Origin of the sequence: Variovorax paradoxus, from assembly GCF_029919115.1 — a bacterium.
GTDB lineage: Bacteria > Pseudomonadota > Gammaproteobacteria > Burkholderiales > Burkholderiaceae_C > Variovorax > Variovorax paradoxus_O.
In genome coordinates this window covers 785,097-802,788 of sequence record NZ_CP123990.1, presented here as the reverse complement: position 1 = coordinate 802,788, position 17,692 = coordinate 785,097, and the positions used below count along the sequence as shown (strand labels likewise).

Sequence of the window (17,692 nt, the reverse complement as noted above, 5' to 3'; positions counted from 1 at the left end):
GGCAGGGGAATGGCCGACACTTGCGCCGGATGTCCGCCGACATTTTTGGCCGCGCGCGGGCTGTAGCGTCGAGGTTTTGCTACTGAGGCCTCTGCGCGAGGCAAAAAAAATGGACCTCGACGCAGTCACCCGGCGCCTCGAAGCTGCGGAAAGCCGCATATTCGCGCTGACCACGTGCCTGGCTTCGGTATTGAAGTACTCGCCGCAGGCGGCTGCCGAACTCCTGGTCATCGCCAATCACCTGGACGATGCGCCCCCCGTCGCAGTGTCGGACGCACGCCTTTCGGCCGTGGCATCCCACATCCGGGTTGCGCTGGGCGCCGAGTGGGACGACTCCATCGAGGAAGCCAGGGAATAGGTCGCAAGAACGGACCTGAGTTCGTTCTCCTCCATCTCGGTCAACCCGAGCACCAGGCTCCTGAACTCGGCCAGATAGCAAGGCAACATCAGCGCCGCCGTGAGCGCATGGACATCATTGCCCCGCGCAAGGTGCTCATTGCATGCTGCAATGCTTTTACGGATTTCGAGCGCCAATGCAACTCGGCCGCGAGCTTGCTTTTCGCAGCTCATGCGGTCTTCGCTTCTCTTGCGGGTCATCGCCGGTCCTTGAGGCGCACTCGGGTGGCGCCGCGAGAGAACTTTATTGGCCTACGGCGCGCAGCTGTGAGTAACAAGCTCGTCGTGAATCCGCACTTCTGCGGAGTCATCGTTCATGGAGCCTCGGCCGGCCCGCCGGCGCGCACCGCACGCACCACCGACAGCACCGCATCGACCACCGAAGCCGGGTCTTCCAGTGGCGGGCCTGAGGGCACTCCATTCTTCCGCAGAATCTCGCACTCGCCCCCCGAATCGGCCCGAACGACGAACGATCAGAACCGATAGGCCGGCCTGCGGATCACCAAGGACGGCTACATCCTCCATGAGTTGCTGCGCGGCGATCAGTTCGATGACGGCGGCGACATTTTGGAGAATCAGGCAAGAACGCCGTTCGATTCGTATAACGCCCGCGGCACCATCGGCGCGAGACTTGTCTCCATGCCGGCGCAGCGTTGCGCCATGGTTCACACAGACCAGCACGAGGAGTTTCTCATGAGCGCAATCCAGGAAAAAGTCGTCCTCATCACGGGCGCAAGCGGTGGCATTGGCGCAGCGGCCGCACGGCTGCTCGCACGGCGCGGCGCCAAGGTGGTGCTCGGCGCACGCCGCACCCACAAGCTGGAAGCACTGGCCGAAGAAATCACCGCAGCAGGCGGAACGGCGAGCTTCCAACGGCTCGACGTGACCTACCGGCCCGATGTGGAAGCGTTTGCCGAGTTCGCACTCGAGCAGCACGACCGCATCGACGTGCTGGTGAACGCCGCGGGCGTGATGCCGCGCTCGCCGCTGTGGACACGCAAGATCGACGAGTGGGAACTGATGATCGACGTGAATTTGCGCGGCGTGCTGCTGGGCATTGCGGCGGTGCTGCCGACCATGCAGGAGCAGGGCTGGGGCCATATCGTCAACGTGGCGCCGGTGCCCGCGCATGGCGTGTCGCCCAATTCAGCCGTGTATTGCGGCACGCAGTATGCGGTGGACGCCATCTCCGAAGGGCTGCGGCAAGAGCATGCCGGCAGGGTGCGCGTGACGGTGGTGCGCCCCGACGTGGGCGAGGCAGACAACACGCTGGCCGACCGCATTGCCGCCTGCAGCAGCTTCGAGCGCATGGTCACGCAGCGGCGCATCGCGGTGCCGGTGGAAGCCGTGGCGCGCTCGATTGCCGGCGCCGTCGAGGGCAGCAGCATCTCGGCACCCCGGCGCCAGGCGTGGCGGCCGAAGCCGGCCGAGCACGCGTTCTGAACGGCGAGCCCGCCCGTGGCGGTCGCCCGCGTCAGTAGGTCTTGTAGGGCAGAAACTTGCCCGAGAGCACCACGTTGACGCGGTCACCCTTGGGGTCGGGCTGGCGCTGGATGTCCATGCTGAAGTCGATGGCGCTCATGATGCCGTCGCCGAACTCTTCGTGGATCAGTTCCTTGATGGTGCTGCCGTACACGCTCACCACCTCGTACCAGCGGTAGATGAGCGGATCGGTCGGCACGGGGGTGGGCAGCGAGCCCTTGTAGGGCACGACCTTGAGCCACTTCTGCTCTTCGGCGGTCAAGCCGAAGATCTTGCCGATGATCTTGGCCTGCTTGTCGTCGAGCGTCATCTGCCCCAGGCATGCGGCGGTGGTCCACTCCTTGGAGAGGCCCACCTTCCTGGCCACGTCGGCCCATTGGATGCCCTTGGACACCTTCACGGTGATGATCTTCTCGGTAACGTCGTTGCGGTTCATGCGGGTTTGCTCCTTGCCCCGCTAGCAAGCAACACCCGTGCCCGGGAGCCGGGGCACGCTCAGCGCTCCCAGCGGAACTTGCGCTCCGATTCGGAAATAGGCTGGTCGTTGATGCTCGCGTAGCGCCGCTGCATCAGGCCGTTCTCGGCAAACTCCCAGTTCTCGTTGCCGTGGCTGCGGAACCACTGCCCCGCTGCGTCATGCCACTCGTACTCGAAGCGCACGGCAATGCGGTTGTCCATGAAGGCCCAGAGCGTTTTCTTCAGGCGGTAGTCGTGCTCCCGCTCCCACTTGCGGGTGAGAAATTGCACCACCTGTTCGCGGCCGTTGACGAAGTCGGCGCGGTTGCGCCATTCGGTGTCCGGCGTGTAGGCCAGGCTCACACGGACCGGGTCGCGCGTGTTCCAGGCGTCTTCTGCAGCCTGCACTTTCTTCGTTGCAGTTTCAAGGGTGAAGGGAGGCAGCGGCGGGCGGGATTCCATGGCGGTCTTTCTTTGATTGAGTGGATGGCAAAGGCCCGCAATGTGCCACATGTAGACAGACCTGTCTACATGCCTACAATACGGCCATGGACATCTCCGGACTGCCCGCGCGTGAGCGCATCCTGCACACGGCGCACAACCTCTTTTACGCGGACGGCATCCGCGCCACGGGCATCGACCGCGTCATTGCGGCCTCGGGCGTGACCAAGGTCACCTTCTACCGGCACTTTCCGTCCAAGGACGACCTGGTGCGCGAGTTTCTCGACCATCGCCACGCCCTGTGGATGGCATGGTTCGTCGATGCGCTGGGCCGGCGCGGCGCACACGAGCGTGCCGGCAATGCGGGGGCCTTGCTGCTGCTGCCCGAGGTCATGGCCGAATGGTTTGCCGATCCGGTCTTCAGGGGCTGTGCGTTCATCAATTCGGTGGCCGAGGTGGGCGGCAGCGTCGAAGGCGCCGCCGAGCGTGCGCGTGAGCACAAGCGCGAGATGGTCGAGGTCATCGCGGGCCTGCTGCCTGCCGGCTCTGCGTCGCGCATGGCGCTCGCGCAGGCTGCCGCGCTGGGGGTAGACGGCGCCATCGTCAAGGCGCAGATGGGCGGCCCGGCGCTGGCGCGCGAGGCGGTGGACGACCTCCGCCGACTGCTCGAGGCGCTGGTTGTTGCATCTGCACCGGGCGCGACTCGATAACATCCGCTCCGGACGCAGCAACACACATGGCATCAACGCGACTTCCCTCGACGCAGGGCCTGCAGGCCTTCGAGGCCGTCGCACGGCTGCGCAGCGTGAACCTTGCGGCGGAAGAACTCAGCGTCACGCCCAGCGCGGTGAGCCACCGCATACGGCAACTCGAATCGCAGCTGGCGCTCAAGTTCTTCAGCGGCAACGACTTCAGCCTGACTGCCGATGGCATTGCCTACCTGGCCCGCGTGCGAGAAGCCATTGCGGCGTTGCAGCAGGTGCCCGGGCGAGAGCCCGAGTCGCAGGTGCGGCGGCTTCGCGTGGCGGTCACTCCCACCTTCTCGCGCCAGATGCTGCTGCCCCGGCTCGCCCTGTTCCGCGATGCGTATCCGAGCATCGAACTCATGCTGCAGGTAACCACGCCGGTGCGCAACATGACGGCCGAAGAGGCCGACATCGAACTGCGTTTCGGCACCGGGCCGTTTCACGACCGCGAATTCTTCCAGCTGCTGACGGACGAGATATCCCCCGTGTGCAGCCCGGCCTACCTGCAGCGCTATGGTCCCTTCGACGGTTTTTCCACCGATGCGGAGGTTGCCCGTGCGCAGTTGCTGCGCACGCCGCTGGAGGCTTGGCGCACCTGGTTCAAGGCCTGCGGCATCGGGCTGCCCGAGCCGGCCGCGGGCCATCAGTTTCACGACCTGGGCCTTGCGCTCGACGCAGCGGCCGAAGACTTCGGCGTGGTGCTCATGCACCTGAAGCTGGGGAGCGCCTGGCTGGAAAGCGGCCGCCTGGTGCGGCTCTCGAAAATGAGCGTGCCCTCGCCCAATGCCTATTTCATTTGCTGGCGGCCCGGTGCCATGGAGCGCTGGGAGTGCGCAACCTTTGTGGAATGGCTGCGCGAGGCGCTGCGCAGCCAGCTGAATTATTTTCAGGCCGGGGCCGGGTAAATTTCAGGTCGGCGGCGGCCGCGTGAATCACACTCGGCGCCGTTCAGGCGGGCCAGGCCATCGCCGGCCTTGCGCGCCCATAAAAGACCCAACAGGAGACTGCCTCGTGCCCGACCTTTCCAAGATTACCTGCATCGAAGACCTGCGGGTAGTCGCCAAGCGGCGCGTGCCGAAAATGTTCTACGACTACGCCGACTCCGGCGCGTGGACAGAGGGCACCTACCGCGCCAACGAGAGCGATTTCCAGAAGATCAAGCTGCGCCAGCGCGTGGCCGTCAACATGGAAGGCCGCACCACGCGGTCCACGATGATCGGCCAGGACGTGGCCATGCCGGTGGCCATTGCGCCCACGGGCCTTACCGGCATGCAGCACGCCGACGGCGAGATCCTCGGTGCGCGCGCGGCCAAGGCTTTCGGCATTCCGTTCACGCTGTCGACCATGAGCATCTGCTCGCTGGAAGACATTGCGGAAAACACCGGCCGGCATCCGTTCTGGTTTCAGCTCTACGTCATGAAGGACCGCGATTTCATCGAGCGCCTGATCGAGCGTGCCCGCGCGGCCAACGTGTCGGCGCTGCAGCTCACGCTCGACCTGCAGATCCTCGGGCAGCGCCACAAGGACATCAAGAACGGCCTGTCGACCCCGCCCAAGCCGACCATCGCCAACATGATCAACCTGGCGACCAAGCCGCACTGGTGCCTGGGCATGCTCGGCACCAAGCGCCGCACCTTCGGCAACATCGCAGGCCATGCCAAGGGCGTGAAAGACCTGTCGTCGCTGTCGTCGTGGACGGCCGAGCAGTTCGACCCCGCGCTGAGCTGGGCCGACGTGGAGTGGATCAAGAAGCGCTGGGGCGGCAAGCTGATCCTGAAGGGCATCATGGACGCGGAAGACGCGCGCCTGGCCGCCAACAGCGGTGCGGATGCACTCATCGTTTCCAACCACGGCGGGCGCCAGCTCGACGGCGCGCCCTCTTCCATCTCGGCACTGCCCACTATCGTCGATGCGGTGGGCAGCAACATCGAGGTCTGGATGGACGGCGGCATCCGCAGCGGGCAGGACGTGCTCAAGGCCCGCGCGCTCGGCGCCCGCGGCACGCTCATCGGCCGCAGCTTTCTCTACGGCCTGGGTGCCTATGGGCAAGCCGGCGTGACACGCGCACTGCAAATCATCCACAAGGAACTCGACATCACCATGGCGTTTTGCGGCCACACCAATATCGAGAAGGTGGATTCGGGCATCCTGCTGCCGGGCACCTTCTAAGCCCCCTCGGGCGGCAGGCTTGCGGCGCTGGCTGACAGCGAGCAAATGCGTGAATGCGGAAAATTGTTGCTTCCAACAACATCGCCCGCACGGGCGGCATAACCCATTATGAGCGCAGCCACGCCGGTCACGCCAGGCCCTTCGGCCTCCGGATCACCTCCACGCCAATACACGGCAGAAGAAAAACGCCACCGTGTCTTCTCGATCATGGCGGCCTCGTCGGGCAACCTGGTCGAATGGTTCGACTTCTATGTGTACGCCTTTTCGGCGCTGTACTTTGCGTCGGCCTTCTTTCCCAAGTCGGACCCGACCGTACAGCTCCTGAACACCGCCGGCGTGTTCGCGGCCGGCTTCCTCATGCGGCCCATCGGCGGCTGGCTCTTCGGCCGCATTGCCGACAGGATCGGGCGCAAGACCTCGATGCTGATCTCGGTCACCATGATGTGCGGCGGCTCGCTGGTCATCGCGTTCTTGCCCACGTATGCGCAAATCGGCGCGTGGGCGCCCTTCCTGCTGCTGGTGTGCCGGCTGTTCCAGGGCCTTTCGGTGGGGGGTGAATACGGCACCACCGCCACCTACATGAGCGAGGTGGCGCTGCGCGGCCAGCGCGGTTTCTTCTCGTCTTTCCAGTACGTCACGCTGATCGGCGGGCAGCTGCTCGCGGTGCTGGTGATCGTGGTGCTCGAACAGCTTCTCACCGAGGCCGAGCTCAAGGCCTGGGGCTGGCGCATTCCCTTCGTCATTGGCGCGGTGGCCGCCGTGGTGGCGCTCCTGCTGCGCCGCACGCTGCACGAAACCCAGAGCGCCGAGGCCAAGGCCAACAAGGAAGCCGGCAGCATGGCCGGGCTGTTCAAGCACCACATGCCGGCCTTTCTTACCGTGCTGGGCTTCACGGCCGGCGGCTCGCTCATCTTCTACACCTTCACTACCTACATGCAGAAGTACCTGGTGAACACGGTGCACCTGCCGATCAAGACCGCGAGCTACGTGATGACCGGCGCGCTCTTTCTGTACATGTGCATGCAGCCGGTGTTCGGCGCGCTGTCCGACCGTATCGGCCGGCGCAACAACATGCTGTTGTTCGGCGGGCTCGGGGCGCTGGCCACGGTGCCGATTCTCACGGCGCTGCAGCACACCACCAACCCTGTGGTGGCTTTTGTGCTGATCATCGTCGCACTGGCGATCGTGAGTTTCTACACATCCATCAGCGGCATCGTGAAGGCGGAGATGTTTCCGCCCGAGGTACGCGCGCTGGGCGTGGGCCTGGCCTATGCGGTTGCCAATGCCCTCTTCGGCGGCTCGGCCGAGTACGTGGCGCTGGGCCTCAAGACGCTGGGGCACGAATCCGCGTTCTTCTGGTACGTGAGCGCCATGATGGTGATTGCGTTTCTCGTGAGCTTGCGGCTTCCGCGGCAGGCGGCGTACCTGCACCACGACCACTGACGTCTTCGCGGCGCCGGGGCGCTACGCCTCGGCGATCCAGAGGCCCGGATAGTCGCGCACGAAACAGTCGGACGTGACGCCCAGCATTGCCGCATAGTCGAAGCGCCTGGCCTCATAGGCGTACTGGTTGCTTGCGGTGCGTTCGTAGCGCTGCACCAGCTCGCTCAATACGCCGCCCTCCAGATCGACCCAGGCGGCCGGCGCATCGGCGCCTTCACCCTCTGCAAGATTGAGCCGGCGCAACTGCAGCAGGTTGGTGGCTGGCGTAAAGCCAAGGTCGAGGTCGACGCAATGCGAGAGGTCGGGCACCGCTTCGTCGTTGAGTTTCCAATGCCCGCGCGCATCGCGGGCAATCGACAGATCGACAGCGGCACTGCCGAGCCAGCCGCGCACGGTGCCCCATTGCGCATGCCAGTGCAGGTCGCAGCGCACGCGGTAGTGCAGTTGCGCAATGCGCTGGTCTTCGAGCCGGAATACGGCGGCGCCGTCGAGTTGCCAGGCGGTGGCGTTGCGTTCGAGGCGGCAGGCGTCGTGGCCCGGTGCATCGAGCCTGCGCCACAGGATGGAAGCGACGGTTTGCATGCCGCGGATGATGGCGCGTGCAGGCGCAACAGGCAAGCCTTGTCACAATGCGCCGCACATGAAGAACAACATTCCATCCTGCGCGGCAGCCCTGCTGCTGCCCGCCCTGCTCTGCCTCTCTGCCGCCCCGGTGCATGCCGCGCTGAAAGACGGCGACATCGTCTTTCATACCTCGCGCTCGGCCCAGAGCCTGGCGGTGCAGCGCGCCACCGGTTCGCGCTACAGCCACATGGGCGTGGTGCTGATGCGCGGCGGCAAGCCCTATGTGTTCGAGGCGGTGTCGACAGTGCGCTACACGCCGCTCGCGCAATGGACGGCGCGTGGCGACGGCGGGCACTACGTGGCAAAGCGGCTGCGCAATGCCGGCTCGCTGCTCACGCCCGCCGCGGTGGCCCGCCTGCACGCCGGCTCAGCCGACTACGAAGGCCGCCCCTACGACCTGACTTTCGAATGGTCGGACCAGCGCATCTACTGCTCCGAGCTCGTCTGGAAGCTCTACCAGCGCGCATTGGGCGTGCGCATTGGCGAGCTGCAGAAGATTCGCAGCTTCAAGCTCGACGACCCCGCGGTGCGCGCCAAGATGCGCGAGCGCTACGGCGACAAAGTGCCGATGGATGAACCGGTGATCTCGCCGGTGGCGATGTTCGAATCGCCGCTGCTCACCACGGTGGAGACGCGCTGAGCGCCGGGCAGTCTCGATCAAGCCGCCGGTCGCATCGATGCATGCCGAGCTAACATGGTACGCCCGACCATTCAGAGGAGCGCGCAATTGGAATCCTGGTTCGCCCATGCCAAGCCGATCGACTCGCTGGAGCCCGAGATCGCTTTTCATTTGCACGACGAGTTCCGTCCCGTCTCGGGCGGCCCGGCCGAACCGCTCGCCTCGCCCGGATTTCCGCGCGCCGAACGTTTGCTGGCGCGCACCCGCGAGGTGATGGGGCACGAAGCGGAGCTTGCCGCGTACTACGCACAGGTGGTTGCGGCGGCCCGGCGCCACGCGCTCACACTCGACCAGGTGCGGCATTACTTCTGGCTGGATCTGCAGCTGGACAACGAGGAAGCCGGCGTTCAGCTGTCGTTCCCCTGGTACGACACCTTTGCCACGATGGACCATTTTCTTGCCGCAATCGCCGGCGACGACCAGGGCCTGATCTACGACGACCAGGACCAGGGCTGGGCCGTGGAGGTCTGGGCCCGGAACGGCACGCTCTACATCCGCCAAAGCGACCCCGAGGCCGACGATGATCCCGGCCAGGCCGTGGCGCTGCCCAGGGCGGGCCTGCAGGCCCGCATCGCACCGCTGCGCGAGCGCACCGTGAAGATCGTGGCCCGGCTTGCAAAGGAGCTGGGCGCCGACGTGTGGACCACCGGCGAGGCGCCTTCGTTTCCTTAGCTACCCAAAGCCTCAGATCGGATACGCCGTCAGGATGTAGAACGGCTTGCCGTTGTAGCTTTCCATCTTGAGGATGATCCGCACGCCCGAAAGATCGTTGACGGCCGTGCTGCCGAACTGCACGCCCCGCCCCACCACATAGCCCAGCACATGCTCCAGCTCCGGCGACTTGCTGCCTGCGGCCGCACTGCGTGACCAGGCTTGCACCGCGGCTGCGTTGGCGCGGAGGGTCTCGGTGATTGCGCGTTCCGCCGTGGCAAGGTCGGCAAAAGTAGATACGGCCTTGGGACCCGGCCGCGTTGCGGTTCGCACCCTGGCCAGCAGTTGTGCGTCTGTCTGGCCGACGTGCCGCGCCATGGTGTGTCCGCCGAGCCTCGAGCCGGCGGCGGCTTCATGCTCGGCCAGACGGATGCGGCCGCCGCGCGTCACGGCAATGATGCGGGCGGCTCCTAGCCCCGCGGCCACCACCAGCGGAACGGCCACGTCGACCGCAAGCCCGATGCCGTCGGCCGTTTCGCGCGAGGCCCCCAGCGCCTCGGCCGCCGAGCTGGCGGTGACGGCGGTGGCGGTGCGCTGCGCAGTGCCCGTCCAGACCTGGCGGCCCGAGGTGGCCAGGGTGTCGAAACCGTGCACGCCAAGCACCACGCAGCCGGCCTTGGTCACCATCGTGGGCTCGGGCGCCAGGCAGAGCACGCCGGCGCCCACCAGTTCCACGACGCCGCCCACCAGCCCGACGGTACCCCAGAGCCGGTTGCTCAGGCTCGCGGACTCGGGCACGTCCTGTCCGCCCAGAACGCCGGCCATCTGCACCGGCGTCAGCGCAATGGTCATGCCTTCGACTTCGTCACTCATGCCAGATCCCTTTCCTTGCCATGCTTTTCGATGCCACCGGGCGGCCTAAACCGCAGTCCGCCGCATTCTGGCATGCACATGGCCGCGGGCAGACAGGGCCCGGCCGCGAGACAATCGGCGGGTGAGTTCCACGCCCGTGCCAACGCCCCCCATCCGCCGCATCGCCCACCTCGACATGGACGCCTTCTTCGCGTCCGTCGAGCTGCTTCGCTATCCGCAGCTCAAGGGGCTGCCGGTGGTGATTGGCGGTGGGCGGCGCAGCGTGGACGAAGCGATTCGCCATGTGCCCGAAGGCGGCACGCTGGCCGACATTCCGGTCGACGCTTTTCCGCGCCTGAGGGACTATGTGGGCCGCGGCGTGATCACCACCGCCACCTACCCTGCGCGGCAGTTCGGCGTGGGCTCGGCCATGGGGCTCATGAAGGCGGCAAAGCTGTGCCCGCAGGCGATCATCCTGCCGGTGGATTTCGAGGAAATCCGCAAGTATTCGCGCACCTTCAAGCAGATCATCAGGGAGGTTGCGCCGCTGATGGAAGACCGGGGCGTGGACGAGGTGTACATCGACTTCACCGACGTGCCAGGCGGCCAGCGTGACGGCGGGCGGTCGCTCGCGCGGCTGATCCAGAAAGCGATCCTCGACGCAACCGGCCTTACCTGCTCCATTGGCGTGGCGCCCAACAAGCTCATTGCCAAGATGGCGAGCGAGTTCAACAAGCCCAACGGCATCTCGGTGGTCTACGAGGACGACTTGCAGACCCTCATCTGGCCGCTGCCTTGCCGCAAGGTGAACGGCATCGGGCCCAAGGCGGACGAAAAGCTCAAGCGCTTCGGCATCGAGACGGTGGGCCAGCTCGCGGCACGCGAGCGGGATTGGCTCATCCAGAATTTTGGCAAATCCACGGGCGCGTGGATGCACGAGGTGGCCTGGGGGCGCGACAACCGGCCGGTGGTGACCGAAAGCGAGCCTGTGTCGATGAGCCGCGAAACCACGTTCGACCGCGACCTGCATGCGGTGCGCGACCGCGCCGAGCTCGGCGCCATCTTCACCCACCTGTGCGAAAAGCTGGCCGAAGACCTGCAGCGCAAGGGCTACGTGGGCAAGACCATCGGCATCAAGCTGCGCTATGACGATTTCAAGATTGCCACCCGCGACCAGACCATCGACCGCTACACCGCCGACGGCAAGACCATCCGCCAGGTCGGCGGGCTGTGCCTGAAGCGCGTGCCGCTCGAGCGGCCGCTGCGCCTCCTGGGCGTGCGCGTGGGCGCGCTGGCCAAGGCGGGCAGCCCCGAGGCGATGGCGCCTGCCGGCGCGGGTGCGCCGCGTGCGCCAACCGATGCGGCGGCCACCACCGCGTCGCTCTTCTGAACTTGATGCCGAACCGCTGGCTCCGGCGCGTTGCCCTCGCACTGCTGGTCCTGCCGCTGCTGGCCGCGGTATACGTGGGCACGGCGTGTGCGCTGATGTTCTGGCCCGCCAATGCAACGCCTCGGGGTGAAGCGACCACCGATGCGCCCGAGGTGCAGGCCTGGGTCTTGAGCAACGGCGTGCACACCGACCTGGTGTTTCCGGTTCGCTCGGCAGCTGTCGATTGGGGGCAGATCTTTCCGGTCGCGCACTTCAAAGCGGTGCCGCCCGATGCGGAGTTCATCGCCATCGGCTGGGGCGACCGCGAGTTCTACCTGAACACGCCGACGTGGGGCGACCTGACCGCGTCGCGCGCATTCGGCGCGCTGCGCGGCGGCAACCGTGCGCTGCTGCACGTTACCTATCTGCGCCGCTCCCAGTTGCGGCACAACGCCTTCGAGCTGCCGCTCGCGCAGGCGCAGTACGCGCAGCTCGCAGCCTACGTGCGTGCCGCGCTGCCAGCGGGCCGCGCAACACCGATTGCCGGTGCGCACTATGGCAACGACGACGCCTTCTACGAAGCCGAGGGCGGTTACCACCTCTTCGAGACCTGCAACACCTGGACCGGCCGCGGCCTGCGGCAGGCGGGCGTCACCGCAAGCCGCTGGACGCCCTTCGATTTCAATGTGACGTGGCACCTGCAGCCGGTGCGGCCCTGAACCCGTTCAGGGCTTGGGCACGCCGGCCTGCCATTGCGGCCAGTGGGCCACGATGTGGTCCACCACGCGCGTGCCCACCAGCGCGATGTTCTCCACCGTCTCGGCAAATCCGCCGGCTGTTTCGCCCGGCGCCGGGTCCAGGTGCTGCAGCGTGCTTTCCTTCGGGTTGCCCTGGTCGAAGTTGACCGCGCCGCGCAGGCTCATCACGCGGTCGGTGCCGTGGGTGCGCTTGATCACGAGCGCGATGGCGGCGGCTTCCATTTCGGTGATCACGTAGTCGTCAGCGCCGTAGAGCCTGGCGATGTATTGCGCCTGCTTCGACATGCCGGGGCCGTGAAAGAAGGTGTCGCCGGTCATGTGGGTGCCGGTGCCCACGAAAGGCGCGCGCCGCGCTGCCGCATCGGGGTAGCGCAGGCGGTATTTGCGCGCGCTGTCCGAGTCTTTCAGCGGCGTATCGGACGAGAGCTTCATGGCCCAGCCCACGAGATCTGGGTTGAGCTTGAAGCGGCGGTATTCCTCGTAGCCCTTGCGCGGCATGAAGGTGGGCTCGCCGGGTTTGTTCTCCTCGGGCGCCCAGCGGTGGCCGAGGTCGTAGTCCACGAGCCAGGTTGCCCAGCTCACCTCGCCGATGGTGCCGCGCGCGGGCGGCGTGCCGGCCACGCCGGAAATCACGTAGTAGGCCTGCGAGAAATCGAACTGCGGGTTCAGCAGGATGGCCTGCATCGACGACGAGGAGTTGACCTTGCCCATGCCGAGCACCGCGCCGCACACGCCGTCGGCATTGCAATACACGGGCTGCAATGCGCCGGGCACGGCCATCGGCGCGGCGCCCTTCCAGTAGCGCTCGTACCAGTGCTGGAACTCGCCGGCCCGGTCGCCGGTGTTCTGCCCGATCTCGAACATGGCTGCAACGAAGACCTTCACCTTGATGGGCGCGGCAGTGGCGGCAGGCCGTGCCGTCGGCGCGGTGGAGGAACCGGGCGAAGCACAGGCTGCGACAAGCAGCGCCGCGCCGCAGGCCGAGAGCCAGCGCACGCAAGAGGACGAGAACGGCCGATGGAAGAACATCATTTTCTTTGGGACTCCAGGAAAGAACAAAGCGCCTCCATCGCACCAGCGGCGATTGCGGCGTCCTACAGGCAGCGATTGTCGGCGCAGGCACAAGCGCAGGGTACCTTCATCACGCAAACCTCATGCCGGCCCGCTCCAGATCGACCACACCGCCCCCCAAGCCGTCGCCCACCGCCGCGCCCATTGCCAACGGCCTGGTCTACGTGAACCCCGACATGCCCGGCATCCGGCGCCTGAAGCATGGCGACCACTTCCGCTACCGCGATGCAGGGGGCCGATGGGTGCGCGACGCGGACGAGCTCTCGCGCATCCGCATGCTGGCGATTCCGCCGGCCTATACGCAGGTGTGGATCTGCCCCCTTTCCAACGGCCATCTGCAGGCTACGGGCATCGACGCAAGAGGCCGCAAGCAATACCGCTACCACGCCGACTGGCGGCTCTTCAAGGACGAGACCAAGTTCGAGCGGCTCGAGGCCTTCGGGCTTGCGCTGCCGCGCATCCGCGCACGCGTGACGCGCGATTTGCAGGAGGGCAGCAAGGCGGCGGCCCCGGGGCGCCAGCAGGTGCTGGCCGCGCTGGTGCGCCTGCTCGACACCACGCTGCTGCGCGTGGGCAATGAAGAGTACGCAAGCAGCAACGGCTCCTACGGCCTCACCACGCTGCGCAACCGGCATGCCGCGGTGCAGGGCGCGGCGCTCCGGTTGCGCTTCCGCGGCAAGAGCGGCGTCATGCACGAAGCCCTGCTGGACGATCCGCGCGTGGCGAAGGTGGTGCGCCAGTGCCAGCAACTGCCCGGCCAGGCGCTCTTTCAGTATCAGGACGAGGACGGCGAGCTGCGCAGCGTGTCGTCCACCGACGTGAACGACTACCTGGCCGAAGCCTCGCCCGGCGAGCGCTTTACCGCCAAGGACTTTCGAACCTGGCACGGCACCGTGCAGGCGCTGGAGCTTACGCGGCTGGCCTGCGAACCGGGCCGCACCGCCGCCGACGGCAGCCGCTACAGCGCCAAGGAAATCCTGGCTGCCGTCGCAAAGCAGCTGGGCAACACGCCCGCCGTGTGCAAGAAGGCCTATGTGCACCCTGCGGTGCTGGCGCTGGGCAGCGCGCTCGCGGGCGACGGCGAAGACCCGTCGGCCGAGGTGCTGCGAAAAATGTCGGCCCGCACCGCCGCACGGCGCACGCGTGGGCTGCATGCCGCGGAAGAGCGGCTGCTCGTCTTTCTGCGGGCGCACCGGCAGCGTCTGGCGCGCGAACTGCGCGAGGCCTCCAAGGCACGCAAGTCCAACGGCAGGGGCGGCGCAAAGGCCGCGCCCGTGCCCGGCCGGCGTTCAGCGCAACGGCCAAGGCCCGCTCAACCCGCAGCGAGCGAGAAACGCACGCTGTCGCGCTCCAGCGCCACCGTGTAGCCCAGGTCTTCGGCCAGGCTTTGCAGCGCAATGGCGTCGATGGCCAGAGCGCGCGGCGCACGATGCGCACCGAGCACGGGGCTCACGCCGCCGGATTCGCGCGGCAAGGCGGTCAGGCGAAGCGCATCGGCCCCGTCGGCATCGATGCGTATGGCACCGGCTTCAGAGGCGCTGTCGTGCAGATAGCCGAGCCCTCCGAGAAGCAGGTAGCGCAATGCGGCTCCCTGCGGCCGGCGGGGTTCGTCCCCGGACGGCTCGAGCGCCGGATCGACTTCCAGCGCCACGCCATGCATGTCGAAAGCCGCACGCATCAGGCCCACGCATTGCGCCACCAGCGCGCTGCGCGTGATGCCGTCGTCCGCGGTGGCCAGCTCCCAGTCGCGCAGCGAGCGAATGCCTTCCACAAGTTCGGACACCTGGTTGTCGATGAGCGCCACGCGCTCTTCGCAGGCCGCAGGATCGATCGGCATGGCACCCACCTGACGCTTGAGCATGAGCAATGCCATGCGGATGACCGATACCGGGGCCGCCATGTCATGCCGCAATGCCGGCAGGGCGCGGGTAAGCAGTTCATGGCGCACGCCGGCGGCGATCCAACTGCGGGCTCCTGGCGAGGCCTTCATCGAGCGGCGGGAGCCGAAGGCTTCGCCTCGTTCTGTGGACAGGCCGGCAGACGGCTGCGGCCTGCAGGTCGGGGGACGGCAATGGACACGTTCACTTTGCGCTTCCTGAAGCGAAGGAAAGTCAAGAAGTATCGGGCCCACCCCGTGAGCCGGGTGTAGGAGCGTACCTACGCTTCCAACCGCCGATTCCCCAATGAGGAGGCATCGGCGGGGCTGATGAGCTTGCCGGCGTGTGAAAGCTATGGCTTGCCGAGGTAGACGCGCACGTCCTTCACTTCGACGCCCGCGGCGGCAACGGCCGAGCGCAGTTGTGCCTCGGTCACGCCCAGGGTCTGGGTCCAGTAGCGCACCTCGTGCGGCTCGTTCACATTGATGCGGCTGCGGTCCTGCGGGCCGCGCTTGGTGGGATCGTCTGCCATGGTGTTTGGATGCTCCTTGATCGATGCAGACACGATGCATCGTTCTTCTGCACGGCACTGGAGGACGGCGGCGCGGCTCGATGCAGGAAAAGTCCGAGCAGGAGCGCAGCGCCGCACAGGCGTTGGCGTTGGATATGTCCGAAAGCGGCGGGCGCGGCGGTGGCCCCCCGCCTATCTTCAGCGCTCTATCACTCCCCCGAAGAACCGCATGACCCCCGAGCAGAACAAGCGCACCATTTCCGATGCATGGAAGGCCTTCGCTAGCCACGATCCGGCACGTATCGCCGCCTGGTTCACGGAAGACGCCGAATGGCTCGCGCCGCAGCGCAATGCCACCGCGCTGGCGCTGGGCATTCCCCACCACATGATCGGATCGAAGGCCATCGTGCACTTTCTGGCGGAGATGTTCCCGAAGCTTTTCGTCTCCGATGTCACCGTCAATTTCCGCAGCAGATACTGCGAACGCGACACCGTGATCGTCGAACTGCGCATTCAGGCCATGCTTGCGAACGGCAGAAAATACGACAACGACTACTGCTTCATCTTCGAGCTCAGAGACGGGCGCATCGTCCGCATGCGCGAGTACATGGATACGCAGAAGGGCCATGCCTGCATCTTCGGCTGATGCATGCAGCGCATGAGGTTGCTATCTGCAGCGCGCCTGCAGTTCGCGCTTGAGCACCTTGCCGTTGGCCGTGGTCGGCATGGCGCCGATGACCTCGATGCGCGCCGGGCGCTTGTAGGGCGAGAGGTGCTCCACAAGATCGGCCCGCAGCGCGGGCTCGTCCAGCACCGCGCCGGGCTTCATCTCGACGAACGCGACGATCTGCTCGTTGCCGTCGGCCTCGGGCACGCCCACCACCGCGCAAAGGTGCACGCCCTCGAAACGGCCGATCACCGTTTCGATCTCGGCGGGGTACACGTTGAAACCCGAGCGGATGATCATTTCCTTGAGCCGGCCGACCACGAACAGTGCGCCGTCCGCATCGAAGCGCCCGAGGTCGCCGCTCGCGTACCAGCCGCCCGGGCGCATGACCTGCGCCGTGGCCGCCGCGTCGCGGAAGTAGCCCAGCATGAGGCCGGGGCCGCGCAGCCAGATCTCGCCTGTTTCTCCCGGCGCGGCATCGTTGCCGCCCGCATCGACGATGCGGGCCTCGCCACCCTCCACCACGTAACCCGCGGCCGTGTCCGCGCGCGGAGCCTCGGCGCGCGTCAGGAACACCGAGCCCGCATATTCCGAAAGCCCGTAGCCATAGTGCAGCGGCTGGCCGAACAGCGCCTCGACGCGCTGCTTGAGCCCGAGGTCGAGCGGCGCGGAACCCGTATAGACGTAGCGCAGCGCCGGAAAGCGGACTGCCGTGCGCTCCGCCTCGATGTGCGCCAGCAGGCGCGCATACATGGTGGGCGGGCCGAGCAGGTTCGACACCTGTTCATGCGCGAGCGCATGCAGCATGTCGGCGGGAGAAAAGCTCGCGCGCAGCACCAGCGCGGCGCCGCCTGTGAGCGCAGCCATGAGCACCGTGCCGATGCCGAAGATGTGCGTCATGGGCAGGAAGGCGTAGACCCGGTCGCGCTCGTTCAGTGAGCGCACGCGGGCCGACACGCGGCCGAAATGCAGCAGCCCGCGCTGCGACACCATCACGCCCTTCGGCGTGCCCGAGGTGCCCGACGTGAAGATGATGGCGGCCGCATCCGCCAGCGCGGGGTCGGGTTCCGGCCGGGCTTCGGCGCGCACTGCGGAGCGCATCATGCCCGGCAGTGCCGAGGGAACCGCGCCGGCACGTGCTGCATGCTGCCGCGCGGCCTCCGAAGCACCGGTGGTGAAGCAGCACAGCCGCGCATCCGCACGCTCGGCGATGGCCGCGATCTCCCCGGGCGACATGCGCGCATTGACGCCGCACGACCAGGCACCGACACGGCTGCACGCCATGATCAGCGCAATGTGCGCGGCGCAGTTCTCGGCCACCAGCAGCACGCGGTCGGTCGGCCGCACGCCAGCGGCCAGCAGGTCTTGCGCGGCGGCCTCGGCCATGGCCTGCATCGCCGCATAAGTCACGGTGCCTGAGGGCTCGAATAGAAAAACCGCCTCGGGCGAGCGCGATGCGCGGGCTTCGAGCAGCTCGTGGATTCGCTTGGGCACCATCGG

General features: G+C 66.7%; 20 protein-coding genes. 12 read left to right on the top strand and 8 right to left on the bottom strand.

Annotated features, from left to right (window positions below):
* Positions 1-109 precede the first annotated feature (109 nt).
* Together QHG62_RS03810 and QHG62_RS03805 are read left to right on the top strand one after the other, a co-directional pair.
* Positions 110-358 (top strand): hypothetical protein, encoded by a 249-nt coding sequence (locus QHG62_RS03810; RefSeq protein ID WP_281149515.1) that lies wholly within the window; start codon positions 110-112, stop codon positions 356-358.
* Positions 359-1,089: 731 nt separating this feature from the next.
* Positions 1,090-1,839: an SDR family oxidoreductase gene (locus tag QHG62_RS03805; protein WP_281149514.1), complete on the top strand. Its 750-nt coding sequence runs from the start codon at positions 1,090-1,092 to the stop codon at positions 1,837-1,839.
* 31 nt (positions 1,840-1,870) lie between these two features.
* Here the strand turns inward: QHG62_RS03805 and cynS are convergent, their stop codons facing one another.
* Positions 1,871-2,314, bottom strand: a complete 444-nt coding sequence (gene cynS, locus QHG62_RS03800) for a cyanase (protein WP_281149513.1) — start codon at positions 2,312-2,314, stop codon at positions 1,871-1,873.
* Between the two features lie 59 nt (positions 2,315-2,373).
* Entirely contained in the window at positions 2,374-2,796 is a 423-nt protein-coding gene (locus QHG62_RS03795) for a nuclear transport factor 2 family protein (RefSeq protein WP_281149512.1), read from the bottom strand.
* A gap of 86 nt (positions 2,797-2,882) precedes the next feature.
* Between QHG62_RS03795 and QHG62_RS03790 the strand changes: the two genes are divergently transcribed.
* The 4 genes from QHG62_RS03790 to QHG62_RS03775 all read left to right on the top strand — a co-directional run bounded on the left by QHG62_RS03790 (position 2,883) and on the right by QHG62_RS03775 (position 7,133).
* Complete coding sequence (locus tag QHG62_RS03790; RefSeq protein ID WP_281149511.1) at positions 2,883-3,485, top strand: TetR/AcrR family transcriptional regulator; 603 nt, start codon at positions 2,883-2,885, stop codon at positions 3,483-3,485.
* A 26-nt stretch (positions 3,486-3,511) separates the two neighbouring features.
* Positions 3,512-4,426, top strand: coding sequence for a LysR substrate-binding domain-containing protein (locus tag QHG62_RS03785; protein WP_281149510.1), 915 nt, complete (start codon positions 3,512-3,514; stop codon positions 4,424-4,426).
* A 106-nt stretch (positions 4,427-4,532) separates the two neighbouring features.
* Positions 4,533-5,690 (top strand): alpha-hydroxy acid oxidase, encoded by a 1,158-nt coding sequence (locus QHG62_RS03780; protein ID WP_281149509.1) that lies wholly within the window; start codon positions 4,533-4,535, stop codon positions 5,688-5,690.
* 108 nt (positions 5,691-5,798) lie between these two features.
* Complete coding sequence (locus tag QHG62_RS03775) at positions 5,799-7,133, top strand: MFS family transporter (RefSeq protein WP_281149508.1); 1,335 nt, start codon at positions 5,799-5,801, stop codon at positions 7,131-7,133.
* A gap of 21 nt (positions 7,134-7,154) precedes the next feature.
* Here the strand turns inward: QHG62_RS03775 and QHG62_RS03770 are convergent, their stop codons facing one another.
* Positions 7,155-7,715 (bottom strand): putative glycolipid-binding domain-containing protein, encoded by a 561-nt coding sequence (locus tag QHG62_RS03770; protein ID WP_281149507.1) that lies wholly within the window; start codon positions 7,713-7,715, stop codon positions 7,155-7,157.
* 58 nt (positions 7,716-7,773) lie between these two features.
* Between QHG62_RS03770 and QHG62_RS03765 the strand changes: the two genes are divergently transcribed.
* A complete protein-coding gene (locus QHG62_RS03765) occupies positions 7,774-8,397 on the top strand; it encodes a YiiX family permuted papain-like enzyme (RefSeq protein WP_281149506.1) in 624 nt (207 codons plus the stop codon).
* An 87-nt stretch (positions 8,398-8,484) separates the two neighbouring features.
* The gene (locus QHG62_RS03760; RefSeq protein ID WP_281149505.1) at positions 8,485-9,108 is read left to right on the top strand and encodes a hypothetical protein; all 624 of its coding nucleotides are present in this window, start codon (positions 8,485-8,487) and stop codon (positions 9,106-9,108) included.
* A gap of 12 nt (positions 9,109-9,120) precedes the next feature.
* Here the strand turns inward: QHG62_RS03760 and QHG62_RS03755 are convergent, their stop codons facing one another.
* Positions 9,121-9,960: an RNase A-like domain-containing protein gene (locus tag QHG62_RS03755; RefSeq protein WP_281149504.1), complete on the bottom strand. Its 840-nt coding sequence runs from the start codon at positions 9,958-9,960 to the stop codon at positions 9,121-9,123.
* A 121-nt stretch (positions 9,961-10,081) separates the two neighbouring features.
* Here QHG62_RS03755 and dinB point away from each other — a divergent pair, with 121 nt between their 5' ends.
* Both dinB and QHG62_RS03745 read left to right on the top strand, forming a co-directional pair.
* Positions 10,082-11,329 carry a DNA polymerase IV gene (gene dinB, locus QHG62_RS03750; protein ID WP_281149503.1) on the top strand — a complete coding sequence of 416 codons (1,248 nt, stop codon included), beginning with the start codon at positions 10,082-10,084 and terminating at the stop codon, positions 11,327-11,329.
* Positions 11,330-11,334: 5 nt separating this feature from the next.
* Positions 11,335-12,027, top strand: coding sequence for a TIGR02117 family protein (locus QHG62_RS03745; protein WP_281149502.1), 693 nt, complete (start codon positions 11,335-11,337; stop codon positions 12,025-12,027).
* A 6-nt stretch (positions 12,028-12,033) separates the two neighbouring features.
* Here QHG62_RS03745 and QHG62_RS03740 read toward each other — a convergent pair whose 3' ends face one another.
* A complete protein-coding gene (locus QHG62_RS03740; RefSeq protein ID WP_281149501.1) occupies positions 12,034-13,098 on the bottom strand; it encodes a purine-nucleoside phosphorylase in 1,065 nt (354 codons plus the stop codon).
* Between the two features lie 122 nt (positions 13,099-13,220).
* Here QHG62_RS03740 and QHG62_RS03735 point away from each other — a divergent pair, with 122 nt between their 5' ends.
* The gene (locus QHG62_RS03735; protein WP_281149499.1) at positions 13,221-14,504 is read left to right on the top strand and encodes a DNA topoisomerase IB; all 1,284 of its coding nucleotides are present in this window, start codon (positions 13,221-13,223) and stop codon (positions 14,502-14,504) included.
* On the opposite strand, the gene QHG62_RS03730 is transcribed toward QHG62_RS03735, so the two are convergent.
* Both QHG62_RS03730 and QHG62_RS03725 read right to left on the bottom strand, forming a co-directional pair.
* Positions 14,450-15,127: a hypothetical protein gene (locus tag QHG62_RS03730; RefSeq protein ID WP_281149498.1), complete on the bottom strand. Its 678-nt coding sequence runs from the start codon at positions 15,125-15,127 to the stop codon at positions 14,450-14,452. The genes QHG62_RS03735 and QHG62_RS03730 overlap by 55 nt on opposite strands.
* Positions 15,128-15,366: 239 nt before the next feature.
* On the bottom strand, positions 15,367-15,546 hold the full coding sequence (locus tag QHG62_RS03725; RefSeq protein ID WP_281149497.1) for a DUF3606 domain-containing protein: 180 nt from the start codon (positions 15,544-15,546) through the stop codon (positions 15,367-15,369).
* 16 nt (positions 15,547-15,562) lie between these two features.
* Here QHG62_RS03725 and QHG62_RS03720 point away from each other — a divergent pair, with 16 nt between their 5' ends.
* Positions 15,563-16,171: a nuclear transport factor 2 family protein gene (locus QHG62_RS03720; protein WP_281149496.1), complete on the top strand. Its 609-nt coding sequence runs from the start codon at positions 15,563-15,565 to the stop codon at positions 16,169-16,171.
* A 21-nt stretch (positions 16,172-16,192) separates the two neighbouring features.
* On the opposite strand, the gene QHG62_RS03715 is transcribed toward QHG62_RS03720, so the two are convergent.
* Entirely contained in the window at positions 16,193-17,689 is a 1,497-nt protein-coding gene (locus QHG62_RS03715) for a class I adenylate-forming enzyme family protein (protein WP_281149494.1), read from the bottom strand.
* Between the last annotated feature and the right edge of the window lie 3 nt (positions 17,690-17,692).